Origin of the sequence: Streptomyces albireticuli, assembly GCF_021228125.1 — a bacterium.
Taxonomy (GTDB): Bacteria; Actinomycetota; Actinomycetes; order Streptomycetales; family Streptomycetaceae; genus Streptomyces; species Streptomyces albireticuli.
In genome coordinates this window covers 384,428-408,344 of record NZ_JAJQQS010000005.1, presented here as the reverse complement: position 1 = coordinate 408,344, position 23,917 = coordinate 384,428, and the positions used below count along the sequence as shown (strand labels likewise).

24 protein-coding genes are annotated in these 23,917 nt (G+C 70.8%); 12 read left to right on the top strand and 12 right to left on the bottom strand.

Going from position 1 to position 23,917, the window contains the following annotated elements; all coding sequences use genetic code 11:
• Positions 1 to 67: 67 nt before the first annotated feature.
• Complete coding sequence (gene clpB / locus LUZ64_RS12540; RefSeq protein WP_095580491.1) at positions 68 to 2,713, bottom strand: ATP-dependent chaperone ClpB; 2,646 nt, start codon at positions 2,711 to 2,713, stop codon at positions 68 to 70.
• A 285-nt stretch (positions 2,714 to 2,998) separates the two neighbouring features.
• Here clpB and LUZ64_RS12535 point away from each other — a divergent pair, with 285 nt between their 5' ends.
• The 4 genes from LUZ64_RS12535 to LUZ64_RS12520 all read left to right on the top strand — a co-directional run bounded on the left by LUZ64_RS12535 (position 2,999) and on the right by LUZ64_RS12520 (position 5,029).
• A complete protein-coding gene (locus LUZ64_RS12535) occupies positions 2,999 to 3,406 on the top strand; it encodes a pyridoxamine 5'-phosphate oxidase family protein (RefSeq protein ID WP_095580485.1) in 408 nt (135 codons plus the stop codon).
• A complete protein-coding gene (locus LUZ64_RS12530; RefSeq protein ID WP_232389881.1) occupies positions 3,403 to 3,951 on the top strand; it encodes a hypothetical protein in 549 nt (182 codons plus the stop codon). The genes LUZ64_RS12535 and LUZ64_RS12530 overlap by 4 nt, the downstream gene beginning before the upstream one ends.
• A gap of 98 nt (positions 3,952 to 4,049) precedes the next feature.
• Positions 4,050 to 4,421 (top strand): hypothetical protein, encoded by a 372-nt coding sequence (locus LUZ64_RS12525; protein ID WP_095580483.1) that lies wholly within the window; start codon positions 4,050 to 4,052, stop codon positions 4,419 to 4,421.
• Positions 4,422 to 4,531: 110 nt separating this feature from the next.
• On the top strand, positions 4,532 to 5,029 hold the full coding sequence (locus LUZ64_RS12520; protein ID WP_095580481.1) for a peptidylprolyl isomerase: 498 nt from the start codon (positions 4,532 to 4,534) through the stop codon (positions 5,027 to 5,029).
• Positions 5,030 to 5,426: 397 nt separating this feature from the next.
• Here LUZ64_RS12520 and LUZ64_RS12515 read toward each other — a convergent pair whose 3' ends face one another.
• The gene (locus LUZ64_RS12515; RefSeq protein WP_232389882.1) at positions 5,427 to 6,347 is read right to left on the bottom strand and encodes a helix-turn-helix domain-containing protein; all 921 of its coding nucleotides are present in this window, start codon (positions 6,345 to 6,347) and stop codon (positions 5,427 to 5,429) included.
• A 99-nt stretch (positions 6,348 to 6,446) separates the two neighbouring features.
• On the opposite strand from LUZ64_RS12515, the gene LUZ64_RS12510 reads away from it, so the two are divergent.
• Positions 6,447 to 7,961 carry an alpha/beta hydrolase gene (locus LUZ64_RS12510; RefSeq protein ID WP_095578725.1) on the top strand — a complete coding sequence of 505 codons (1,515 nt, stop codon included), beginning with the start codon at positions 6,447 to 6,449 and terminating at the stop codon, positions 7,959 to 7,961.
• Between the two features lie 76 nt (positions 7,962 to 8,037).
• On the opposite strand, the gene LUZ64_RS12505 is transcribed toward LUZ64_RS12510, so the two are convergent.
• On the bottom strand, positions 8,038 to 8,445 hold the full coding sequence (locus tag LUZ64_RS12505; RefSeq protein ID WP_143593007.1) for a hypothetical protein: 408 nt from the start codon (positions 8,443 to 8,445) through the stop codon (positions 8,038 to 8,040).
• A 398-nt stretch (positions 8,446 to 8,843) separates the two neighbouring features.
• Between LUZ64_RS12505 and LUZ64_RS12500 the strand changes: the two genes are divergently transcribed.
• Positions 8,844 to 9,353 (top strand): EF-hand domain-containing protein, encoded by a 510-nt coding sequence (locus LUZ64_RS12500; RefSeq protein ID WP_095578724.1) that lies wholly within the window; start codon positions 8,844 to 8,846, stop codon positions 9,351 to 9,353.
• 266 nt (positions 9,354 to 9,619) lie between these two features.
• Here LUZ64_RS12500 and LUZ64_RS36880 read toward each other — a convergent pair whose 3' ends face one another.
• Positions 9,620 to 9,814 carry a DUF397 domain-containing protein gene (locus tag LUZ64_RS36880; RefSeq protein WP_095584367.1) on the bottom strand — a complete coding sequence of 65 codons (195 nt, stop codon included), beginning with the start codon at positions 9,812 to 9,814 and terminating at the stop codon, positions 9,620 to 9,622.
• Between the two features lie 12 nt (positions 9,815 to 9,826).
• Positions 9,827 to 10,645 carry a helix-turn-helix domain-containing protein gene (locus tag LUZ64_RS12490; protein ID WP_308251412.1) on the bottom strand — a complete coding sequence of 273 codons (819 nt, stop codon included), beginning with the start codon at positions 10,643 to 10,645 and terminating at the stop codon, positions 9,827 to 9,829.
• 262 nt (positions 10,646 to 10,907) lie between these two features.
• On the opposite strand from LUZ64_RS12490, the gene LUZ64_RS12485 reads away from it, so the two are divergent.
• Positions 10,908 to 11,375, top strand: coding sequence for an ATP-binding protein (locus tag LUZ64_RS12485; RefSeq protein ID WP_232389884.1), 468 nt, complete (start codon positions 10,908 to 10,910; stop codon positions 11,373 to 11,375).
• 16 nt (positions 11,376 to 11,391) lie between these two features.
• Here LUZ64_RS12485 and LUZ64_RS12480 read toward each other — a convergent pair whose 3' ends face one another.
• From LUZ64_RS12480 to dnaK, 6 genes are all read right to left on the bottom strand, one after another.
• Positions 11,392 to 12,093 carry an RloB family protein gene (locus LUZ64_RS12480; RefSeq protein ID WP_095584369.1) on the bottom strand — a complete coding sequence of 234 codons (702 nt, stop codon included), beginning with the start codon at positions 12,091 to 12,093 and terminating at the stop codon, positions 11,392 to 11,394.
• Complete coding sequence (locus LUZ64_RS12475) at positions 12,071 to 13,471, bottom strand: AAA family ATPase (protein ID WP_232389885.1); 1,401 nt, start codon at positions 13,469 to 13,471, stop codon at positions 12,071 to 12,073. The genes LUZ64_RS12480 and LUZ64_RS12475 overlap by 23 nt, the downstream gene beginning before the upstream one ends.
• 168 nt (positions 13,472 to 13,639) lie before the next feature.
• Positions 13,640 to 14,104, bottom strand: coding sequence for a heat shock protein transcriptional repressor HspR (locus LUZ64_RS12470; protein WP_095584370.1), 465 nt, complete (start codon positions 14,102 to 14,104; stop codon positions 13,640 to 13,642).
• Between the two features lies 1 nt (position 14,105).
• Positions 14,106 to 15,281: a molecular chaperone DnaJ gene (gene dnaJ, locus LUZ64_RS12465; protein ID WP_095584371.1), complete on the bottom strand. Its 1,176-nt coding sequence runs from the start codon at positions 15,279 to 15,281 to the stop codon at positions 14,106 to 14,108.
• 42 nt (positions 15,282 to 15,323) lie between these two features.
• Positions 15,324 to 15,968, bottom strand: a complete 645-nt coding sequence (gene grpE, locus LUZ64_RS12460) for a nucleotide exchange factor GrpE (RefSeq protein WP_095584372.1) — start codon at positions 15,966 to 15,968, stop codon at positions 15,324 to 15,326.
• A complete protein-coding gene (gene dnaK / locus LUZ64_RS12455; RefSeq protein ID WP_095584373.1) occupies positions 15,965 to 17,827 on the bottom strand; it encodes a molecular chaperone DnaK in 1,863 nt (620 codons plus the stop codon). The genes grpE and dnaK overlap by 4 nt, the downstream gene beginning before the upstream one ends.
• Before the next feature lie 370 nt (positions 17,828 to 18,197).
• Here dnaK and LUZ64_RS12450 point away from each other — a divergent pair, with 370 nt between their 5' ends.
• The 5 genes from LUZ64_RS12450 (at position 18,198) to LUZ64_RS12435 (ending at position 23,317) form a co-directional block, all read left to right on the top strand.
• Entirely contained in the window at positions 18,198 to 20,474 is a 2,277-nt protein-coding gene (locus tag LUZ64_RS12450; RefSeq protein WP_095584374.1) for a (Fe-S)-binding protein, read from the top strand.
• A 121-nt stretch (positions 20,475 to 20,595) separates the two neighbouring features.
• Positions 20,596 to 21,162 carry a Uma2 family endonuclease gene (locus tag LUZ64_RS12445; protein ID WP_095584375.1) on the top strand — a complete coding sequence of 189 codons (567 nt, stop codon included), beginning with the start codon at positions 20,596 to 20,598 and terminating at the stop codon, positions 21,160 to 21,162.
• Positions 21,163 to 21,232: 70 nt separating this feature from the next.
• Positions 21,233 to 21,364, top strand: a complete 132-nt coding sequence (locus tag LUZ64_RS37130) for a hypothetical protein (RefSeq protein ID WP_267897222.1) — start codon at positions 21,233 to 21,235, stop codon at positions 21,362 to 21,364.
• A 132-nt stretch (positions 21,365 to 21,496) separates the two neighbouring features.
• Positions 21,497 to 22,003 (top strand): MarR family winged helix-turn-helix transcriptional regulator, encoded by a 507-nt coding sequence (locus LUZ64_RS12440; protein ID WP_095584379.1) that lies wholly within the window; start codon positions 21,497 to 21,499, stop codon positions 22,001 to 22,003.
• A gap of 285 nt (positions 22,004 to 22,288) precedes the next feature.
• Positions 22,289 to 23,317: a Yip1 family protein gene (locus LUZ64_RS12435; protein WP_248288337.1), complete on the top strand. Its 1,029-nt coding sequence runs from the start codon at positions 22,289 to 22,291 to the stop codon at positions 23,315 to 23,317.
• A gap of 85 nt (positions 23,318 to 23,402) precedes the next feature.
• Here the strand turns inward: LUZ64_RS12435 and LUZ64_RS12430 are convergent, their stop codons facing one another.
• Positions 23,403 to 23,900, bottom strand: a complete 498-nt coding sequence (locus tag LUZ64_RS12430) for a phosphoribosyltransferase (protein WP_087927366.1) — start codon at positions 23,898 to 23,900, stop codon at positions 23,403 to 23,405.
• Between the last annotated feature and the right edge of the window lie 17 nt (positions 23,901 to 23,917).

Here is a 23,917-nt window from a genome sequence, read left to right as displayed (position 1 = left end):
CGGCCCGGCGGCCGGGCCCGTGGGCGGGCCCGCCACCGGCCCGCCCACGGGCCTCCCGTAGATCTCCTTACGAGGCCGCCGAGGCCACCGACGTCACCGTCAGCCCCTCGCCCCGCTCCGGCGCCCGGTCCACCCGGACGGTGTCGCCGTCGCGGACGTCGCCCGCCAGGATCGCCCGCGCCAGCTGGTCGCCGATCGCGGTCTGGACGAGCCGGCGCAGCGGTCGGGCGCCGTAGGTGAGGTCGGGTGCCTGGCCGTCGGTGTGGGGGTCGTGGCCGAGGGTGGCGAGCCAGTCGAGTGCGGTGTCGGTGACGTCGAGGGTGAGGCGGCGGTCGGCGAGGCGGCGCTGGAGGTGGTCGAGCTGGATGCGGGCGATGCGCTGGAGCTGGCCGGTGCCGAGGGGGTGGAAGACGACGACGTCGTCGAGGCGGTTGAGGAATTCGGGCCGGAAGGAGGCGCGGACCGTCTCCAGGACCTTGGTCTTCTTCTCGTCCTCCTTGAGGAGGGGGTCGACGAGGTAGGCGGAGCCGAGGTTGGAGGTGAGGATGAGGATGGTGTTGCGGAAGTCGACGGTGCGGCCCTGGCCGTCGGTGAGGCGGCCGTCGTCGAGGACCTGGAGGAGGATGTCGAAGACCTCGTGGTGGGCCTTCTCCACCTCGTCCAGCAGCACGACCGTGTAGGGGCGGCGGCGGACGGCCTCGGTGAGCTGGCCGCCCTCTTCGTAGCCGACGTAGCCGGGGGGCGCGCCGACGAGGCGGGCGACGGAGTGCTTCTCGCTGTATTCCGACATGTCGATGCGGACCATGGCGCGCTCGTCGTCGAAGAGGAAGTCGGCGAGGGCCTTGGCCAGCTCGGTCTTGCCGACGCCGGTGGGGCCGAGGAAGAGGAAGGAGCCTGTGGGCCGGTCGGGGTCGGCGATACCGGCGCGGGAGCGGCGGACGGCGTCGGAGACGGCGCGGACGGCTTCTTCCTGGCCGATCAGGCGCTTGCCGAGCTCGTCCTCCATGCGCAGGAGCTTCTGGGTCTCGCCTTCCAGGAGGCGGCCGGCGGGGATGCCGGTCCAGGCGGCGACGACGTCGGCGATGTCGTCGGGGCCGACCTCTTCCTTGACCATGAGGTCCTTGGCGGCGACGGCTTCCTGGGCGGCCTCGGCCTTGGCGGCTTCCTCCAGCTCGCGTTCCAGGCCGGGGATCTCGCCGTAGAGGAGCTTGGAGGCGGTGTCGAAGTCGCCGTCGCGCTGGGCGCGCTCGGCCTGGCCGCGCAGCTCGTCCAGGCGTTCCTTGAGCTCGCCGACGCGGTTGAGGGACTGCTTCTCCTTCTCCCAGCGGGCGGTCAGGCCGCGCAGTTCCTCCTCCTTGTCGGCGAGGTCGCGGCGCAGCTTCTCCAGGCGCTGCTTGCTGGCCTCGTCCACTTCCTTGGAGAGGGCGAGCTCCTCCATCTTCAGGCGGTCGACGGCGCGCTGGAGCTCGTCGATCTCCACGGGGCTGGAGTCGATCTCCATGCGGAGGCGGGAGGCGGCCTCGTCCACGAGGTCGATGGCCTTGTCGGGCAGGAAGCGGGAGGTGATGTAGCGGTCGGAGAGGGTGGCGGCGGCGACCAGGGCGGAGTCGGCGATCTGGACCTTGTGGTGGGCCTCGTAGCGGCCCTTGAGCCCGCGCAGGATCGCGATGGAGTCCTCGACGGAGGGCTCGGCGACCAGGACCTGCTGGAAGCGGCGCTCCAGGGCGGGGTCCTTCTCGATGCGCTCGCGGTACTCGTCCAGCGTGGTGGCGCCGACCATCCGCAGCTCGCCGCGGGCCAGCATGGGCTTGAGCATGTTGCCCGCGTCCATCGCGGAGTCACCGCCCGCCCCGGCGCCGACGACGGTGTGGAGCTCGTCGATGAAGGTGATGATCTGGCCCTCGCTGGCCTTGATCTCCGCCAGGACGGTCTTGAGCCGCTCCTCGAACTCGCCGCGGTACTTCGCGCCCGCGACCATCGCGCCGAGGTCCAGCGAGACCAGCCGCTTGTTGCGCAGCGACTCCGGGACGTCGCCCTTCACTATCCGCTGCGCGAGCCCCTCCACGACGGCCGTCTTGCCGACGCCCGGCTCACCGATCAGCACCGGATTGTTCTTCGTACGGCGCGAGAGGACCTGCACCACACGCCGGATCTCCGCGTCCCGCCCGATCACCGGATCGAGCTTGCCCTCACGGGCCGCCGCCGTGAAGTCCGTACCGAACTTCTCCAGGGCCTTGTACGTACCCTCCGGATCCGGAGTCGTCACTCGCTGTCCGCCCCTCGCGGTCTCGAAAGCGTCGAGCAGCCTCTTGGCGGACGCGCCCTGCTGATCCAGCAGCTCACCGGTCCGGCCGCCCTTGGCGGCGAGCCCGACGAGCAGGTGCTCGGTGGAAATGTAGGTGTCGCCCAGCTCCCGGGCGCGCTGCGAGGCGTCGGCGATGACGGCCAGCAGCTCACGGCTGGGCTGCGGCGGCGCGACAGTGGAGCCCTGCACGCTGGGCAGCCCCGCGAGCAGCCGCTCGGCCCCCGACCGCAGCACGGCGGCGTCGGCCTCCACGGCGGCCAGCAGATCCATGATGTTCTCGTTGTCCTGGCCGCCGAGGAGGGCGAGCAGCAGGTGCGCGGGCGTCATGTCGGCGTGCCCCGCCGACACGGCCCGCTCACTGGCGCCGCTCAGCGCCTCCCGGCTCTTGTTCGTCAGCTCGGCATCCACCACGGTGCGCTCCTCCTCTGTGTCGGCGTCCTGGCCGTCCTGCCATGTCTCCCAGGCCCCTGCTGTGAGCAACATGCGATAAGTTGAGCCTATTCCACTCAACCTCGCCTCCGCCACCATGCCCCTTCGGCGCCTACAAGATCATCCACGGGGTGTACGGGTGGGAAGCGGGCTCGGGTTCCATGTTCCGGCGCGAGGGCCCGGGGCGCGCCCCGACGGAGGGCCGGGCGACCGGACTCCGGAACTACCGACTTCGGGCGAGGGCGCGCGGCTACGCTTCCCCACATGGCCCACGACCTGCGCGACCTCTCCCCCGCCTACGTCGACTTCTGGCGCGAGCGGCACATCTGCACGCTCACCACCACCCGCCCCGACGGCAGCCCGCACCTGGTGCCCGTCGGCGTGACCTTCGACCCCCAGGCCGGGATCGCCCGCGTCATCACCAACAAGACCAGCCGCAAGGTCGCCAACATCCTGGCCGCGGGCCCGGACGGCGCGCGGGTCGCGGTCTGCCAGATCGGCGAGCGGAAGTGGGCCACGCTGGAGGGCGTCGCCGTCGTGCGCACCGAGGCCGAGGCCGTCGCGGACGCCGTGAACCGCTACGCCGAGCGGTACGGCCGGATGCCCTCGCCCAACCCCGACCGCGTCCTGGTCGAGATCGCCGTGACGAAGGCGCTGGGCCTGGTTCCATGACCCTCGGATGGGGCAGTGACCTCCCCGTGGACCCCGTCACCTCCTTCGCCCACGATCCCCTCTTCGGCCGCGTCGACGTCACCCTCGACTCCGGCGCCGGGCTCCTCGACGTCTCGGGCCCCGCGATCCCCCACGTCCTCCTCCGCCGCGCCCCCGGCGGGCACCCCGGCGAGCACGTCCCCATCGGCAGCCGCGACGCCACCGCCCTCACTCTGACCGTCGACGGCGCCGAGGCCCCCCTCACGCTCGGCCGGGGCCGGATCACCCGCCGCTCGTACGCGGTCACGGCGAAGGTGGGGACCGACGGCAGGTACCGCCTCGTCCCGTCGTCCGACGCGTCCAGCCGGCTGTCCCGGAACGGCACCCGCCTCGGCAGGCTCACCGCGCAGCGCAGCGGGATCGTCGAGCCGGCCGACTGGCGGCGGCGCGCGAAGATCATGCCGGTGGACGCCGCCCTCGGCTACGCCCTCGCCGCCGCGTTCGGCACCGGCGCGCGCGCCGCCCCCGGCATGCTCCTGGAGGCCGGGCTGGATCTGTTCCCCTGAGGAGCCCGGTTGGCCCCCGTACTGGTGCCGGGGCGGCCCACGGCTCGTACCGTCGGGGATGACAGACGGTCCCGGACGGCAGAGGGAGCATCCACGTCATGAGCGGCGCCGAGAGTGCGGACCACGTCAGCATCCATGTGACCGACTGCGGCCACCAGGACGCGGGCGCGGTCTTCCGCGCCCTGGAGTCGGCCTTCCCCGAGGTCGAGGAACCCACCCGCAGCGAGGTCCAGGCCGCGACCGGCGCGGAGCACCCCATGGTCTGGTGCATGGTCGTCGACACCCGCACCGGCCACGCCCCCTCGACCGCGACGCCCGTCCCGCTGTCCGGCGGCGTCTCCGTCGACCTCTTCGGCGCGGCGGACCCCGTGCGCAAGGTGCGGCAGGAGCTCGCGGCGGCGTTCTCGGTCGAGGACCGGGGGACGGTGCCGGGCGAGCACGAGCTGGAGGTCCGGCTGCGGCTGACGTAGCGGCCGCGGGCCCGCCGGTCACGGGAAGGGTGCGCCCGGGGAAGATCACACCCGACACCCCACCCCCACCCCGCGCGCACCACGCCCTCCCTAATGTCAGGATGGGCCCCATGAGTAACAACGTGTTCTTCGACATCACCATCGACGGCGACGCCGCCGGCCGCATCGTCTTCAAGCTGTACGACGACGTCGTCCCCAAGACCGCCCAGAACTTCCGCGAGCTCGCCACCGGCCAGCACGGCTTCGGCTACGAGGGCTCCGGCTTCCACCGCGTCATCCCCCAGTTCATGCTCCAGGGTGGTGACTTCACCCGCGGTGACGGCACCGGCGGCAAGAGCATCTACGGCGAGAAGTTCGCGGACGAGAACTTCAAGCTCAAGCACGACCGTCCGTTCCTGCTCTCGATGGCGAACGCCGGCAAGAACACCAACGGCTCGCAGTTCTTCATCACCACCGTCGTCACCAGCTGGCTGGACGGCAAGCACGTCGTCTTCGGCGAGGTCGTCGAGGGCCAGGACCTGGTCACGAAGATCGAGGGCCTCGGCACCCAGTCCGGCGCCACCCGCGGCAAGATCGTCATCGCCAAGTCCGGCGTCGTCGAGCAGTAAGAACCCCTGGCAGGGCCTCGCCTCACCGTAAGGCGCGCGCCTTCGCCGGCACCGGCCGGTCCGTCCCACCCGGGACGGACCGGCCGCCCTTTTTCCGGGACGGGCCGCCCGGGCCCGCGCCGCCCCGCCCTCGCCGCCCGGGCCTCGCCGCCCTGGCCCGCGTCGCACCAGCCCGCGTCGCACCAGCCCGCGCCGCACCAGCCCGCGCCGCCCCGGATCCTGCGCGCCGGATACCAGGCCGCGGATCCCTAGGCCCCGAACCCCGGGTCCCACGCCCCGAATCCCTGGGCCCCGATCCCACGCCCGAATCCCACGCCCGGACCCCATGGCCCCGACCCCATGGCCCCGAATCCCGGGCCCCGCGCCCCGGATTCCACGCCCCGGATTCCACGCCCGCTCAGGCCGCCGCCGCCCGCCCCGTCAGCTGCCCGTCCAGCGCCTCCCGCAGCCAGTCGTGAGCCGCCCCCGGCGTCGGCGCCGACGGCCCGTTCAGCTCCGCGACCAGCTGCCAGTACCGGTCCAGCCGGGGGTCCGACGCCAGCTCCCGGCTCAGCGCCCTCCGGAAGCCGGTCGTGTCACGCACCCCGCGCGCCCCCGCGTACGCCGCGACGAAGCAATCCAGCGCCTCCCCCTCGCGCGGCCCCCGCCCCGCCCTCAGCTCCGGCACCGCCAGCGCGAACGCCTCGCCCAGCCCGTCGTACAGCACCGCCGGCCGGTAACCCGTCCCCGACCGGTGCACGACGGGCTGGCAGTTCTCCCCCGCGCACACGGCCGTGACCATCGCGTGCAGCCGGGCGAACGCCAGCACCTGTTCCGGCGTCGGCGCCTCCGGCAGCTCCGGGACCGCCTGGTCCAGGAACCGCGCCAGCACCTCCGCCGGCAGCCTCGGCGGCAGCCACAGCCGCCAGAACCGCACCAGCGACGCCGTGCTCGGCGGCGTCGCCACCGCCCCCACCAGCCTCAGCCGCTCCGCCCGTTCCTCCGGCGCGCAGTCCCTGACCAGTTGGAGCGCCGCCTCCCGCCACCGCAGCTCCGCCAGCCGCGAGCCGACCTCCAGCAGTTGCCCCTCGATGGCCGCCTCCAGCGCGTCCTCCCGGTCCAGCACCCGCCCCACCTCCGGAACGGGCAGGTCCAGCGACCGCAGCGACCGGATCAGCCGCAGCCGCTCCAGCGCCTCCGGCCCGTACCGCCGGTGACCGCCCGCGCTCCGGGCGCCCTCCGGCAGCAGACCGCTGTCCGAGTAGAAGCGGACGGTCTTTACGGTCACCCCCGCGTGCTCCGCCAGTTCCCCGATGCTCCACACACACTCTGACGACATGGCTTGAACCTCCCCCAGCAGGAGTTCTTACCGTAACGACGAGCGCGGGCGGCCCCCATGGCCGGCCGCCCGGCGACCGCAGCGTACGAGGAGGCATTCATGACGGCGTTCATCCTGGTGTCCGGGCTCCACACCGGCGGCTGGATCTGGCGGGCAGTCGCCGACCGGCTGACCGGATCCGGCGCCGACGCCCACCCCGTCACGCTCACGGGCATGGGCGACGGCCCGGCCGCGGTGGCGACCGCGACGGCTCCCGGCGCGGGCCCGGACACCGGTCTCGACACCCACGTGCAGGACGTCGTCCGGGTCATCGACGGCCTGGACGACCCCGAGATCGTCCTCGTCGGCCACTGCTACGGCGTCCACCCCGCCCTCGGCGCGGCGGCCCTGCGCCCCGACCGCGTCGCCCGCGTCGTCTGCCTCGACACCGCCATGCCCCAGGACGGCGACCCCGCCCTGAAGCTCGTACCCGCCCCGGCGGTCCACGCGCACCTCGCCGAGGCGCCCGACCGGCCGGTCCCCGCGCCGGCCGCCGGTGGCTGGGACGTCCTCGGCAGCACGGCCGGCGTCCCGGCGGACGCCCTCGCCGAGCTCGCGCGCCGCGCCGTCCCGCAGCCCCCGCGCACCCTCACCCGGCCGCTCCGGCTCGGCGAGGCACTGACCGCCGTCCCCACCACCGGCATCCTTTGCACGGGCAACGGCTCCAGCATCGCCATGGTCGAGGGCCTCCTCGGCCTCGGCGACCCCCGTCTCCTGGCCCTCACCGCCCCCGGCGTCACCTTCTTCGACCTCGACACGGGCCACTGGCCGATGCTCTCCACGCCGGACGCCCTCGCCGACGTCCTCCTGAGCGCCGCCGCCGGGGAGGGCCACCGGCTGAAGGCCCCCGAACTGCCCGGTCACCTCCGCCCGTTCCTCCTGGACGTCCCCGAGCGCGCCCGCGAGCGCGTCGGCGACGTCGACCTGTACCTCCCCGACGCCGACGGGCCCCGCCCGGCCGTCGTGTTCGTCCACGGCGGGCCGGTCCCCCGCGGCGTCGAGCCCACCCCTCGCGACTGGCCCGCCTACGTGGGTTACGCCCGTCATGTCGCCGAACTCGGCGCGGTCGGCGTCATGGTCGACCACGGCCTCCACGACCTCGCCGACTACCCGGTCGCCGCGTCCGACATCGCCGCCGCGGTGGAACTCGTCCGGGCCGACCCGCGTGTCGACGCGTCGCGCGTCGCCCTCTGGTTCTTCTCGGCCGGCGGGCTGCTGTCCGCGAACTGGCTGGCCGCACCGCCGTCCTGGCTGCGGTGCGTCGGTGCGACATACCCGATCCTGGCGCCCCTGCCGAACTGGGGGTTCCCGGCGGACTCGCCGTTCCGGCCGGTGGATGCCGTACGTTCCGCGGGCGCCCTGCCGGTCGTGCTGACCCGGGTCGGGCAGGAGCACAAGGAGATCGCGGTCACGGTGGAGGAGTTCTTGGCCTCGGCGACGGCTTCCGGCGCGCGTGTCGAGGTCGTCGACATCCCCTCCGCCCACCACGGGTTCGAGACGATCGATGTCAACGACGAGACGCGGGAGGGGGTGCGGGAGGCGGCTCGGGCCGTCCTCGGTCACCTCGGCGTCTGAGGCCCGAGGGGGGAGCGGGGGTGCGCCGTACGGATAGTGCGGCGCGCGCCCGTACGAACCGCTGTCGCGGGCCGGGTCAGGGATGGATCTCCAGCTGGGTGTGCCCGCTGCTGCCCCGCAGGCCGGGAGTGAGGCAGTCCGTAGACGGCTGGCCGGACAGCGCGGGCGTGGTCCGCGTCGCCGTCCGCCCCTTGCCGCGCCCCTCCACGACCCGGCCTGTCAGCCTGTTGTAGAGAGCTCCGCCGGCGCGGACGGTCGTCATGTCGGGATAGACGATCACCGATCGCTCACCGTCGGCGTACCGCACGATCTCCGTGCGGGCGGGGCCGGTATGACCGAGACACGACCCCTGCGGGGCCTGCCCGTCCAGGACGCCGACGGCCTCTACGGTCCGGCCGGGCGCGACACCGCACGTGTACGAGGCGTCGACGTGGATGTGCGTGCTGCGGGGGACGAGCGTCAGCGGCGGGTCGAACGTGCTCACACTCGTGCCCGTGCAGAGGACGGCACCGTCGCCCGCGCCTCTCTCACCGGCCTGGCCGGCCGGGGCCCACGCCACCGACGCCCCCCACCAGGGCCAGAGAACTCAACGCCACCGCGACCGCGCGCCCACCGAACATACGTCCTCCACCCGCTCCGAATCCGTCACCGGTCCCGTCCCTACCCCCGGGCCCCTTCCGCCAGCCCGGCGTCCGGACGTACGGGGGCGCGCACGGCCCACTCCCCGCGCGGGTACGGAACGCCGGGCATCAGGCGATGGTGGTGTCACCCGTCCCCCGTGCCTTGGTCCGGTGGCCCGCCGGGTAGGGACACGCGGCACGGGCGCGGAAGCGCCGTGATCCGTCACCGGGCGGAACACGATCTCACCCAAGGGGCCTTTCAGTGAGCGGAATCGTCGCCAAGCAACTCGTCTTCGCCGTCCTCGACACGGACGGGGACGGGGTTATCTCCCGGGACGACTACTTCACCCGTATCGACCGGCTGACCGCTGCGACGAAGCGCACCGAGGACGATCCCATGGTCGTCCTCGCCCGCGCCGCCGGTGAACGCGCCTGGGCGGAGATGGACGCGGACGGCGACGGGCGGATGACCCGTGACCAGTACTTGGCGTGGGTCGGCGTCGACGCCTTCGACAACATCTGCTCCCCCGCCCTCGGCGCGCTCTTCGACCTGGCCGACTCGGACGGGGACGGGGCCGTGGACCGCGAAGAGTTCATCCTGCTGCGCACGGCGCTGGGCAACCCCTCCTCGAACGCGGTCGCGGCGTTCGCCGCGCTTGATGTCGACGGGGACGGGCTCGTCGGGCGCGGCGAGTATCTGACGTCGATCCGTACGCACATCTCGGGTGAGCATTCGCCCATGGGGGCGGTGCTGTACGCGGCGCGGGTGTAGGGGGCCGGGGGTGGGGGTTGGGGGTTGGCGCCTGCGGCGGGCCTTTCCCCACCCCGCCCCTTCCCGTAACCGGGGCTCCGCCCCGGGCCCCGGTCCTCAGGCGCCGGACGGGCTGAGTCGTTGCCCGGAACCGGGCGGGAAAGCCGACGTCGAACAGGGCAAATCCAGCCCGGCCGGCGTTTGAGGCCACGGCGCGGTAGCGCGGAACGGGGGCCTGGGGGCGAAGCCCCCAGTTCCGGGAAGGGGCGGGTAGGGGAAAACCCCGCTCACCCGACCCCAGCGCCACGCACCTTGAGCAACCGTATGAGGGTGCGGAGCGAGCCCGGCGTGGTGGTGATGACCACGCCGGGCTCGTCGCTTTCTCGAAGCGCGAGCGTGCCATGGGCAAAGCCGACCTCGACACACTCGTTACCTGCGGTGTCAGCCGAATATGTGCTCTTCTGCCAAGCGACGTGCGACACGATTCCTACCCTTTACAACTGCTGTGCGATGCGGTGAATGAGGTCCCGGGACCGGGACCCAGACAGGGCCATACCTGACGCTGCGTCGAGGACCCGTCGGTGGTAGTCGAGTTGGCCTTCTTCGTCCACGAAGGCGCTGCCGTTCACCTTGTCGATCTGAACGGTGTCGAGCCGTCGCAAGGCCGCTTCCATGTAAAGCATCGAGAACGAAGCACCCATGAACCAGTCCTGCTCAAAGGGGACCACGCGTACCGTAAGCCTTGGTCGATCCATCATCTCCAGGATGAATCGCAGCTGGTCAAGCGCGACTTTCCTGTCACCCACCTTAATGCGAAGCGCGGCTTCATGGATGACAACATCCAGCCTCTGCGGAGCCTCCCGGTCGAGGATCTTCCGTCGCTTCACTCGGAAGTCGACCGTGGCCTCAATCGCTTCAGGCGCCATGTCGGTCATGTTGTTGCTGTAAAGCGCACGTGCGTGCTCAGCGGTCTGCAAAAGCCCCGGGATATGGACCACTTGGAACGCGCGCAGCCGCTCCGCATGCTGCTCCAACTCAGCCAAGTCCAGCAGAGCTGGTGGGAGCACTCCCTTGTATTCGTCCCACCACCCGCGCACCTTCTCCGTCGCCATCACCGCCAGAGCGTCCACGAAAGCGGCATCGGACTCGCCGTAGTGATCAGCCAGCTTGCGCAGACGGTCCTCACTCACGGCCGCCCGGCCCGACTCGAAGTTGGACATCTTGCTTTGAGTCACGCCGATCAGCCGAGCAGCCTCATTAGCGGTGATGTCCGCCCGCTCGCGCAGCCTCTTCAGCTCGGTACCCAACCGCACTTGTCTAGCTGTGGGCTTGAGTCTTGGCGGCATGGGCCCTCTCCCTCGCGCATGTCCAACTGCCGCGCAACTCTGCCACGCCCCACCCTGTCGGGCGAACCTCCCCCAAGAGGTTGCAGGGGAGTATTTATACCCCCTACGTTGTGTGGCGCAGCGCACAACGCGCAGCGAGAACCGGTCACCGGAAGCGCACCGCCATGCCCAATCACGCATGCGCGGCATGACACCGGGACCGTCACACCAAAACCCCGCAGGAGGCGTCGTGCTGCCCCTACCCGCGATCGATACCGTCCCCCCGGCCACCACCAACGCCATCGAACCGTTCGAATACATCCTGCACGTCCCGCACGACCCCAGAGCCGTCCGAGTCGCCCGTACGACCCTCAGGGCCGCCCTCACGGCGCACGGGCTGGACGAACTGACCGGCAGGGCCGAACTCCTGGCCGGTGAGATGCTCACCAACGCCATCGTCCACACCACCGGCGACGCCGAACTCCGGGTGCGCTGGTCGGAATGGGAGGTGCTGCGGATGACCGTGTGGGATTCCTGCCCGCAGCCGCCCGGGGTGCGGAACACCCACCCGTACAGCGACAGCGGGCGCGGGCTCGCGTTGCTGCAACTGCTCGCGGACCGGTGGAACTACTTCTCGCTGCCCAGGGGGCTGACCACGACGGAGTCCAAGGCGGTGTGGTGCGAGATCACCAGGAAGGCGCCGCCCGCCTGGGGGTGAGGCCGGAGGAGACCGCTCAGCGGCCGGCGATGCGGTCCACGAGGGCCCATACCCCCGTCGACGGGTTCGTCGCGTGTTCGTGCCCGGCCTCCGCGAGGCGGACCGCGCGGCTGCCCGCCGAGGGCCACCCGTGTTCGTAGTCGCGGAAGTCCAGGCGGGCCTTGTCGTAGGCGGGGACGTACCGCTTCAAGTAAGGCAACAGCTCGCGGTACGTGCCGACATGGGCCTTGTGGTCGCAGAAGTGGAGCACGAGCCAGAGCTCGAAGCAGGGGTTGGAGACGGCGACCTCGATGCCCTCCCGGCGGGCGCGGGTGACGGCGCAGCCGACCTCGTACTCGTCGACGTCGAAGACGCACCAGACCTGGTCGAAGTCGTCGCCCGCGCGGTCGCGTTCCCCGGCCGCGTAGGCGATGAGCTGGGCCGGGGAGCAGGGCTTGGTCCTGATGCGGACGGTGACGGCCGGATTGGCGAGGTGTTCGACGAGACCCTGGAGGTAGTGCTTCTCGGTGACCTTGGCGCCGCAGACGACCAGCAGGCGGTCACGGCCCGGCCGGGTGGCGGGCGCGCGCAGGACGCCGGACTCGAAGGCGGGGCCGGGGCCGCGAAGGGGGCCGTGCCCGGCACCGCGGTCGGCGGCCCGCCCGGCCTCGCGGCCGGTGCCACGACCCGCGTCACGAACCGCACCGCGACGGCCGCTAAGTTTCGGCGTCCTCGCCATCCACCGTTCTCCCCCTGGCGGCCAGCGCCGCCTCGAACCGCTCGTCACTGAGGACCGGGACCGCACCATAGCTCCCGCCGAGGTACCGCCGCTCGCGGTTCTCCGCTTGGCGTGGGGTGAAGTCGGAGAGGGGGAAGAGCGTGGTCTCGCCCTGGCGGTCCTTCTCGGCGAACCAGATCTGGTCCCGCCGGAGGATCTCCTCGCCGGCGCTGCGGCCGAGGAGGCTCACGTCGTGGGTCGTCAGCAGGAGCTGGGCTCCGTGGGGGTTGCCTGCGGGGCTCTGGAAGAGGCGGATGACCTGGGCCGTCAGCCGGGGGTGCAGGCTGGCGTCGACCTCGTCGACGATGAGCATGCTGCCCCGTTCCAGGGCGTCGAGGACGGGGCCCGCGTAGTCGAAGAGCATGCGGGTGCCCTGTGACTGATCCTCCAGACCCAGGCGTGCGCTGCTGCCGTCGCGCGCCCTCTGCTGCACCCACACGCGGGCGGTCGTGGTGGTGAAGAGGAGCGTGGAGAGCTCGGTGCGCCTGAGCTCGCGCATCAGGCGGTCGCGGAAGGTGTGGGCCGAGACCCGGTCGGCGCCGTCCGCGTCGAAGTCCTCGACGCCCATGTCCTCGATGCCCAGGTCGGCGGCGCGCAGCAGGGCGACGACGGAGGCCGCGCGGGACGGGTCCTGCAACCGCCGCAGGCTGCCGGGGTCGGGGGAGCCGTGCGCGCCGCCCGTCCGGAAGCGGACCGCGCGGAACCACGCGTAGACCGGCTGGATGAGCGGCTGCCGGGACCGGGCGGCGACCGACAGGAACAGGACGTTGGGCTCGGTGATGCTGCGGACGAGCTCCAGCTCGGCCTTCGGCGCGCCCTCTCCGAAGTCGACGGCGTCACCGGAGCGCTGGAAGACGGTGCGCCTGGTGCCGTCGGGGTAGCTGTACAGCCATTCGTCGAGGACGCGCTCGTCGTCGACGCCGAAGCCGTAGGTGTGGCGCACGCCGTCGAGGACGAGGTCGACCACGTACCAGGACGGGGCGGCGGCGCTGCGCGGGTCCAGGAGGAAGGGGGTGCGGACGAGGCCGCCGCCCGGCTCGGCGTCCCGGTGGGAGCCGCGGACCAGGCTCGCCATGAAGTGCAGGGCGTCCACGACGTTCGACTTCCCGGCCGCGTTCGCGCCGAAGAGCGCCGCGACGGGCACGGCGGAGAGGGCCGCGGAGGCGGCGTCGGCGGGATCCGTGGACGCGCCGGCGGCGGGCGCCGCCGCCCGCACGGGCGAGAGGAGCAGCTGCTGTTCCTCTCTGATGGACCGGTGGTTCGACACTCGGAAGCTCAGGAGCACCCGCGTCACCTTCCCCACGGCGATCAGGACCACTTCCGTGCAAGTGAACCGCACGATCATGACCCTGGTACCCACGGTACGGCCTGCCCGAGGTCAGCGCCGGGCACGCCACCCACTCGGGTGACAGCCCGTCAACTTCCCTCGGCCGTAGGAGGGAAACGCGAAGGGGCCGGGTGAGCGGAAAGCTCACCCGGCCCCTGTCGAACCGTGTCGGCGAAGGACCTAGCGGTCCTGGTCGCGCCGGGGCCGCCAGACCACCAGCGCGCTCGTCTGCTGGACGTCCTGGTACGGGACCAGGTCGCGGCGGTACGAGGCGTGGACGGCGGCCTCCGCCTGCTGCATGGCGGTGGCCGCGCCCTCGACGACGCCCTGGAGCTCGGCGATCCGCGCCTTCAGCGCGGACACCTGGTTCTCCAGCTCGATGATGCGCTTGATGCCGGCGAGGTTGATGCCCTCGTCCTGGCTGAGCTGCTGGACCTGGCGCAGGAGCTCGATGTCCCGCGCCGAGTAGCGGCGGCCGCGCCCGGCCGTACGGTCCGGGGAGACCAGACCGAGACGGTCGTACTGCCGGAGGGTCTGCGGGTGCAGGCCCGACAGCTGGGCGGCGACCGAGATGACGTAGACCGGCGACTCGTCGGTCAGCTGGTAAGGCTGGGCGGGTTCGAAACGCCGTCGTCGGCCGTCCATCTCATGCTCCCTTCGCGGCCTGGAACAGTTCGGCCCTCGGGTCGGCGCTCGCCGTCGCCTCGCGGTAGGCCTCCAGGGCCTCCCGCGCCTTGTCGTCGAGCTCCGTGGGAACGGCCACCTCCACCGTCACCAGCAGATCGCCGCGGGTGCCGTCCTTGCGGACCGCGCCCTTGCCACGGGCGCGCATCGTGCGGCCGTTGGGCGTGCCGGCGGGCAGTTTGAGGGTGACCGGCGGGCCGCCGAGGGTCGGGACCCGCACCTCGCCGCCGAGCGCCGCCTCCACGAAGGAGACCGGCACGGTGATGGTGAGGTTGTCGTCCTTGCGGCCGAAGACCGGGTGGCTGCCGACGTGCACCACGACGTAGAGATCGCCGCTGGGGCCGCCGCGCTCGCCCGGGGCGCCCTTGCCGCGCAGCCGGATCCGCTGGCCGTCGGAGACGCCCGGCGGGATGCGGACCTGCATGGTGCGGGAGGACGTGGCCCGGCCGCTGCCCTTGCAGGTGTCGCAGGGGTTCTCGGGGATGAGCCCGCGGCCCTTGCAGTCGGGGCAGGGGTCCGTCAGCGAGAAGCCGCCGCCGGAGCCGTGCGAGACCTGTCCGGTGCCGACGCAGGTCGGGCAGACCCGCGGCGTACCGTTTTTGTCGCCGGTGCCGGAGCACGCCTTGCACGCCGCCGAGGAGGACATCCGGAGCGGGACCGTGGCCCCCTCCACCGCCTCGGAGAAATTCAGCGAGACCTCGGACTCGATGTCCTGGCCGCGCCGCGGCTGGGTGCGGGCACCCGCGCCGCGGTTGAAGAGGCCGCCGAAGACGTCGCCCAGGCCGCCGCCGAAGCCGCCGGCTCCGCCGCCCCCGCCCTGGGCGCCTCCGAAGAGGTCGCCCAGGTCGAAGTTGAAGGAACCGCCGGCGCCGCCGCCCGGCCCGGGACGGAATCCGCCGTTCCCGAACAGGGCGCGGGCCTCGTCGTACTCCTTGCGCCGCTTGGGGTCGGCGAGGACGTCGTTCGCCTCGGAGATCTCCTTGAAGCGCTCCTCGGCCGAGGCGTCGCCCTTGTTGGCGTCCGGGTGGTACTCGCGGGCGAGCTTCCGGTACGCCTTCTTGATCTCCGCCTCGGTGGCGTCCTTGGGCACACCGAGGACCTTGTAGTAGTCCTTCTCGACGAAGTCCTTGGTACTCATCCCCGGTGTCCCTCCTTCCGGTCCCTGCGGTCGTTCATCGCGTCAGCCCTTGTCCGGGCCACCGCTCTCCTCGTCCGGCTCGTCGCCCTCGCCCTCGCCCTTCTGGGCGCCCGGCTGGGGCTCGGCCACGGCGACCCGCGCGGGGCGGATCGTCCGCTCGCCGATCCGATACCCCGGCTGCAGAATCTGCACGCACGTGGTCTCGGTGACGTCCGGCGCGTAGGAGTGCATCAGCGCCTCGTGGACCAGCGGGTCGAAGGGCTCGCCCTCCTTGCCGAACTGCTGGAGGCCCATCTTGGCCACGACCGTCTCCAGCGACTCGGCGACGGACTTGAAGCCGCCGACGAGCTCACCGTGGTCGCGGGCGCGGCCGACGTCGTCGAGGGTGGGAAGGAGCTCGGACAGGAGGTTCGCGATCGCGATCTCCTTGACCGTGGCCCGGTCCCGCTCCACCCGGCGGCGGTAGTTCTGGTACTCGGCCTGGAGCCGCTGGAGGTCCCCCGTGCGCTCGGTGAGCGCCGACTGGGCCTGGTCCAGCTGTGCCTTCAGCCCTACCTCGACCAGCTCTTCCCCGGCCGGGGCCGGACCCGCCTGGTCGGCGGACCCGGCGCCCTGCGCCGCGTCATCGGGCGTGGCGTCGGAGGGGACGTCAGGCTTCTCGTCGAAACCCGGGGTCTCCTCCGTCACGCCGACGCACCGCCCTTCGGCTTCTCGTCGTCCACGATCTCGGCGTCGACGACGTCGTCCTCGGCCTTGGGCTGGCCGGCACCGGCGCCCGCGGCACCCTCGGCGCCCGGGGCACCCTGGGCGGCCTGCGCGTCGGCGTACATCGCCTGGCCGAGCTTCTGGCTGACCGCGGCGACCTTCTCGGTCGCGGTGCGGATCTCGGCGGTGTCCTCGCCCTTGAGCTTCTCCTTCAGCTCGGCGACGGCGGTCTCGACCTCGGTCTTCACCTCGGCCGGGACCTTCTCCTCGTTGTCCTTGAGGAACTTCTCCGTCTGGTAGACGAGCTGCTCGCCCTGGTTGCGGGTCTCGGCGGCCTCGCGGCGGCGGTGGTCCTCCTCCGCGTACTGCTCGGCCTCCTGGCGCATGCGGTCGACCTCGTCCTTGGCGAGCGAGGAGCCGCCGGTGACGGTCATCTTCTGCTCCTTGCCCGTGCCCAGGTCCTTCGCGGTCACGTGCATGATGCCGTTGGCGTCGATGTCGAAGGAGACCTCGATCTGCGGGACGCCACGCGGGGCCGGCGGCAGGCCGGTCAGCTCGAACATGCCGAGCTTCTTGTTGTACGCCGCGATCTCGCGCTCGCCCTGGTAGACCTGGATCTGGACGGACGGCTGGTTGTCCTCGGCCGTCGTGAAGATCTCGGAGCGCTTGGTCGGGATCGTGGTGTTGCGCTCGATCAGCTTGGTCATGATGCCGCCCTTGGTCTCGATACCGAGGGACAGCGGGGTGACGTCGAGCAGCAGGACGTCCTTGACCTCACCCTTGAGGACACCGGCCTGGAGCGAGGCGCCGATGGCGACGACCTCGTCCGGGTTCACACCCTTGTTGGCCTCCTTGCCGCCGGTCAGCTCCTTGACGAGCTCGGCGACGGCGGGCATACGGGTGGAGCCACCGACCAGGACCACGTGGTCGATCTCGGACAGCGCGATGCCGGCGTCCTTGATGACGTTGTGGAAGGGGGTCTTGCAGCGCTGGAGGAGGTCCTCCGTCAGCTGCTGGAACTGAGCGCGGGTGAGCTTCTCGTCCAGGTGCAGCGGGCCCTCGGCGGACGCCGTGATGTAGGGCAGGTTGATCGAGGTCTCGGTGGACGAGGACAGCTCGATCTTCGCCTTCTCAGCGGCCTCGCGGAGGCGCTGGAGGGCCATCTTGTCCTTGGACAGGTCGACGCCGTGGCCGTTCTGGAACTGCTTGACCAGGTAGTCGACGACGCGCTGGTCCCAGTCGTCACCACCGAGGTGGTTGTCGCCGTTGGTCGCCTTGACCTCGACGACGCCGTCGCCGATCTCCAGCAGCGAGACGTCGAAGGTGCCGCCACCGAGGTCGAAGACCAGGATGGTCTGGTCGTCCTTGTCCAGGCCGTAGGCCAGGGCGGCCGCCGTCGGCTCGTTGACGATGCGCAGGACGTTCAGACCCGCGATCTCACCGGCCTCCTTGGTGGCCTGGCGCTCCGAGTCGTTGAAGTACGCCGGGACGGTGATGACCGCGTCGACGACCTTCTCACCCAGGTAAGCCTCGGCGTCACGCTTCAGCTTCTGCAGGATGAAGGCGCTCATCTGCTGCGGGTTGAAGTCCTTGCCATCGATGTTGATCTTCCAGTCAGTGCCCATGTGGCGCTTGACGGAACGGATCGTCCGATCGACGTTGGTGACTGCCTGGCGCTTGGCGACCTCGCCGACCAGCACCTCGCCGTTCTTCGCGAAGGCGACGACGGACGGCGTGGTCCTGGCGCCCTCGGCGTTGGTGATGACGGTGGGCTCACCGCCCTCGAGAACACTGACGACGGAGTTCGTCGTACCCAGGTCGATGCCGACCGCACGTGCCATGTCGATTCCTCCAGCTGACTTGAGTGGAACAGGCTCAAGGGTGCAACACGGATCCCGGCCTGTCAACGGACCTGAGTCGGGCGCACTCAACTCTTATGCGGGCCTTATGCGCAGGTCAGCAGGTCAGAGGGGATGTGGAGGGGATGCGGGAAGCATCCCGGGACAGGCGGGAACCTCGCGGGAGACCGGTGGGAGACCAGCACGGGAGCCTGGATTCCTGACGCGCGCCTGACGATCCCCTGAGGCTTACCTGAGCGACACAGATCACCGGCGATGCGGCTATATCGGGGGCGCGCGAGTGAGTAGTCTCGTACGGACTGGATAAGTTACCCGTTAGTAGTAGTTCACTCCCGGAGGCCGAGGAGCCACCATGCAACTCGCCGCGATCATCGTGTCGCTGGTACTCATCGCGGTCGGATTCGCGCTGTTCGGCCGTGCCATCCTGAATCTCTACCGCCTCATGCGGATCGGGCAGCCCGTACCGGCGGGCACCCGTACCGACGAGCCGGTGCAGCGCACGATCACGGTCGTCAAGGAATTCCTCGGCCACACCCGCATGAACAAGTGGGGCGTCGTCGGTGTCGCCCACTGGTTCGTCGCGGTGGGCTTCTTCTCGCTGCTGCTGACGATCGTCAACGCCATCGGCCAGCTCTTCCAGTCCGACTGGCTGATCCCGGTCATCGGCGACTGGCTGCCGTACGAGATCTTCGTCGAGTTCCTCGGCCTGATGACGACGGTCGGCATCGTGACGCTGATCGTCATCCGCCAGCTGAGCAAGCCCGGCAAGGCGGGCCGGAAGTCCCGCTTCACGGGCTCGAACGTCGGCCAGGCGTACTTCGTCGAGACCGTCATCCTCATCGTCGGTCTCTGCATCATGACGCTGCACGCCCTGGAGGGCACCCAGCACGGCGTCGACCACTACGAGATCGGCTACTTCGCCTCGTACCCGATGGTCGCGGCCTTCAACAGCCTGAGCCTCGACACCGTCCAGACCATCACCTACCTCGTCGCGGGCATCAAGATCGCGACGTCGTTCATCTGGATGATCACGGTCTCGCTGAAGACCGACATGGGTGTGGCCTGGCACCGCTTCCTGGGCTTCCCCAACATCTGGTTCAAGCGCGAGGCCAGCGGTGACGTCGCTCTGGGCGCGCTCCAGCCGATGACGAGCCGCGGCAAGCCGATCGACTTCGAGGACCCGGGCGAGGACGACGTCTTCGGCGTCTCGAAGATCGAGGAGTTCTCCTGGAAGGGCATCCTCGACTTCTCCACCTGCACCGAGTGCGGCCGCTGCCAGTCGCAGTGCCCCGCCTGGAACACCGGCAAGCCGCTGTCGCCGAAGCTGCTGATCATGGCGCTCCGCGACCACGCGCACGCCAAGGCGCCGTACCTGCTCGCGGGCGGCGGCAAGGACGCCGAGGGCGAGGAGAAGGGCACCGCCGAGCAGCTGAAGGACGTCCCGGCGGCGGCCCTGGCCGAGGCCGAGCGCCCGCTGATCGGGACGCTGGAGGAGAACGGCGTCATCGACCCGGACGTGCTGTGGTCCTGCACCACCTGCGGCGCGTGCGTCGAGCAGTGCCCGGTCGACATCGAGCACGTCGACCACATCGTCGACATGCGCCGCTACCAGGTGATGATCGAGAGCTCCTTCCCGTCCGAGGCGGGCACGATGCTCAAGAACCTGGAGAAGAAGGGCAACCCCTGGGGCCTGGCGAAGAAGCAGCGCCTCCAGTGGACCAAGGAGGTCGACTTCGAGGTCCCGGTCGTCGGCAAGGACATCGAGGACCTCACCGAGGTCGACTACCTCTACTGGGTCGGCTGCGCCGGCGCCCTGGAGGACCGCGCCAAGAAGACCACGAAGGCCTTCGCGGAGCTGCTGCACATCGCGGGCGTGAAGTTCGCGATCATGGGCGGCGAGGAGAACTGCACGGGTGACTCCGCGCGCCGCCTGGGCAACGAGTTCCTCTTCCAGCAGCTCGGCCAGCAGAACGTCGAGATGCTGAACATGGCGTTCGGGGAGAGCGACGGCGAGGACGGCGAGGAAGCCGTCAAGGTCGAGAAGTCGAAGAAGAAGATCGTCGCGACCTGCCCGCACTGCTTCAACACCATCGCGAACGAGTACCCGCAGCTCGGCGGCGAGTACGAGGTCATCCACCACACGCAGCTGCTCCAGCACCTCATCGACGAGGGCAGGCTGATCCCCGTCACGCCGGTCGAGGGTCTGATCACGTACCACGACCCCTGCTACCTGGGCCGCCACAACAAGGTCTACACGCCGCCGCGCGAGATCATCGCGAAGGTGCCGGGCCTGCGGAACGAGGAGATGCACCGCCACAAGGAGCGCGGCTTCTGCTGCGGCGCGGGCGGCGCGCGCATGTGGATGGAGGAGCGCATCGGCAAGCGCATCAACAACGAGCGCGTGGACGAGGCGCTGTCCCTCAACCCGGACATCGTCTCCACCGCCTGCCCCTTCTGCCTCGTCATGCTGACCGACTCGGTCAACGGCAAGAAGAACGACGGCAAGGCCAAGGAGTCCATCCAGGTCGTCGACGTCTCCCAGCTGCTGCTGGAGTCGGTGAAGACCCCGGTGGAACCGGAGGGCGACGGCGAGAAGGCGGACGCGCCGGAGCCGGAGCCGGTGAAGTAGCCCCCGCGCACGCGCACACGGCCGGGCCCCGCGAGGAATCGCGGGGCCCGGCCGTTGTCATGGGGGCGTGGGACGATGACGTCGTACGCGCTCACAGCCCGCACTGAGCAGGAGCCAGGTCATGGATTACGCCCGTATGCGCGCCCTCGCGGAAGAGCTGATGGAGCACGCTCCTGACCCGATCCTTGGCGTCGAGATCACAGGCAGCGGTCTCTACATGATGATGACGCCCTCCAGGCGCCACGACTACATCGCCCATCGCCTGAGCCGGCAGTTGAACAGCCAGCTCACCGACGGGCTGGTGGCCTACCCGGGCGGCGAGGTGGAAGACGCCTCCCTCGGCAGGCTGCGTCGCCCTGATCTCATCGTTGTGCCGGACGAGGTCTTCGCCGAAGCCATGGACCCGTTCCACCCACGCGATCTGTCCCTGGTAGCTGAGGTCGTCTCACCCTCCAATCACGCGAACGACTACGTGGAGAAGATGCACGAATACCCCGCGATGGGCATCCCGTTGTATCTGCTGGTCGACCCGCGTAAGGGGACCCTGGCCGTCCTGTCCGACCCGCAGGGAGTCGACAGCGAAGGGCGGCCCTCCTACCGGACGCGTACGGACTACATCTTCGGCGACAAGGTCTCCGTAGGCCCCTGGACCGTCGACAGCTCCGAGTTCCCCCTCTACAAGGCCTGAACCACAGGGTCCGACCCAGCGCCTCCACCGCCGCGTCCACGAAGAGCTCCGGGTTCTCGAACGGCAGCCCGTGGCCGTGCGACGCGGCGGCGAAGGAGGCGGAGGCCCGGCGCTCTCGGGGGCCTTCTCCGAGGGCGAGGTGCGGCTGCTCCGTGAGTTCCCGGGGCGCGCGGCGGAGGCGCTGCGGGCGCCCCGGGTGTAGCCCCGCGCGGAAGCCTCCGAAGCGCCCGGGAGCCCTCCGCCGGAGACCCGGGCCCACCCCCGGAAGTTCTTCGTCCGAATATCCCCGCGAACCCTTGACCTCAACAATGCTTGAGGTCATAGCGTCGTGCACATGACGACGACACACCGCGAGCTCACCGACACCGCCGCCCTCGCCTCCCAGCCGGTCGGCTACTGGACCTGGGTCGCCAACAAGGCGGTCATCCGGCACATCCAGAGCGCCATGGCCCGTACGGACGTCACCCAGCCCCAGTGGTGGACCCTCAACCACGTCGCGGGCGCCGAGGACGGCCTCACCCGCGAGGAGGTCGGCGACCGGCTGCGGCCGTTCATCGAGCTGGGGCGCGAGCTGATCGACAACGCCGTCGACCACCTGCTCGCGCGCGGCTGGCTCACCGAGGGCGCCGACGGCCGCCTGCGGCTCACGGAGACCGGCCGGGAGGCCAAGAGCCGGACGAAGGACCTCGTCACCCGGCTGCGCTCGGAGATCCACGAGGGCATCACGGACGAGGAGTACGCCGCCACGCTCACCGTCCTCCAGCGGATGATCGCCAACGTCGGCGGCATCGACGGGAAGGACCCGCGCGGAGGCGCGGCGGTGAAGACGACGCTGCGGTGAAGACGACAGCGCGGCCGGCGCGGCGCCACGGTGAGCGCGGCGCCGCGAGCGCGCCCCGGCGGCGCCCCGGGAACCCCTCCGCGCCACCGTTCGTCCCCCCTGCGACGTACGCCCACAGAGGGGACGCGCGATGCCGCTGATGCCCAGTGTGGAGCGAGAGTTGCCCAACCCCTGGTCTTTCCCTTAGGGGATGTCACAGCTCGGCCGCAAAGGCGGGCCCGTTCCCGGACCCCAAGCGCCGCGACCTCGTGGAACGGGTACGTTCGACGTGTGGCTGGATTCAGGATGGGACGCGGACGGGACTCTCACGACCCCGCGCGGCAAGGACAGCGCCCGGGGCAGTACCAGGCTCCGTACGGCGGCCAAGGCGGCCAGGGCAACCCCGGCGGGCACGGCGGCGGACACGCCGGTGGGCACGGCGGCGGTCAGCAGTGGCAGCAGCCCTCGGCGTACGACGAGCCCGAGTACTTCGGCGGAGGTGCGCCGCAGGGGCACGGCCAGGGTCAGCACGGCCAGGGTCAGCACGGCCAGGGCCGGCAGGGCTACGGCCACCAGGATTACGGACAGCAGGGCTACGGGCAGCAGCCGTACGGCGGACAGCCGCAGCCCGGACCCGGCCCCGCCCCGCAGGACCCGTACTACGCCCCCGGGCCCGGCGACGACCCCGGCCACACCCGGCAGTTCAGCATCGGCGACGGCCCCGGCGCCTACGGCGGCCAGGACCCGTACGGCGGTCAGGACCCCTACCCCGCCGCGCCCGCGCCGCCGCCCGGCCCGCGCCTGCCGTGGAAGGAGCTGCTGACCGGCATCGTGCTGCGCCCGTCCGCCACCTTCTGGCAGATGCGCGACCACGCGGTCTGGATCCCGGCCCTCGTCGTCACCTTCGTCTACGGCCTGCTCGCCGTCTTCGGCTTCGACAAGGCCCGCGAGGACGTGCTGAACGCCTCGCTCTCCAACAGCCTGCCGTCGGTGCTGATCACCGGCGTCGTCGTGGTCGTCTCCGGGCTGATCCTGGGCGCCGTCACCCACACCCTGGCCCGGCAGCTCGGCGGCGACGGCCTGTGGCAGCCGACGGTCGGCCTGTCCATGCTGATCATGTCGATCACGGACGCGCCGCGCCTGCTGTTCGCCATGTTCATGGGCGGCGACAGCCCCTTCGTCCAGGTGCTGGGCTGGGCGACCTGGCTGGTGGCGGGCGTGCTGTTCACCTCGATGGTGAGCAAGTCGCACGACCTGCCGTGGCCGCGCGCGCTGGCCGCCTCGTCCATCCAGCTGATCGCGCTGCTGTCGATCATCAAGCTCGGCACGCTGTAGGCACCGGAACACAAGAGGACGAAAGAGAGGGCCCCGGCCGCGCGAGAACGCGGCCGGGGCCCTCCCTCATGTCGTCAGCGGACGCTCACGCGTCGAGGACCTGGCCCTCGCGGCGCACGACCGGCGGCTCGACCGACCACGGGAAGTTGATCCACTCGTCGGTCTTCTTCCACACGTACTCGCACTTCACGAGCGAGTGGCTCTTCTCGTAGATCACGGCGCTGCGGACCTCGGCGACGTGCTCCAGGCAGAAGTCGTGCACGAGCTTGAGCGTCTTGCCGGTGTCGGCGACGTCGTCGGCGATCAGGACCTTCTTGTTGGAGAAGTCGATCGCGTTCGGGACGGGGGAGAGCATGACCGGCATCTCCAGCGTGGTGCCGACGCCGGTGTAGAACTCCACGTTCACGAGGTGGATGTTCTTACAGTCCAGCGCGTACGCCAGGCCGCCCGCGACGAAGACGCCGCCGCGCGCGATGGAGAGGATGATGTCCGGCTCGTAGCCGTCGTCCGCGATGGTCTGTGCCAGCTCACGGATGGCCTGCCCGAAGATCGGGTAGGTCAGGTTCTCGCGGATCTCACTCACTGTTGCTCTTCGCCTTG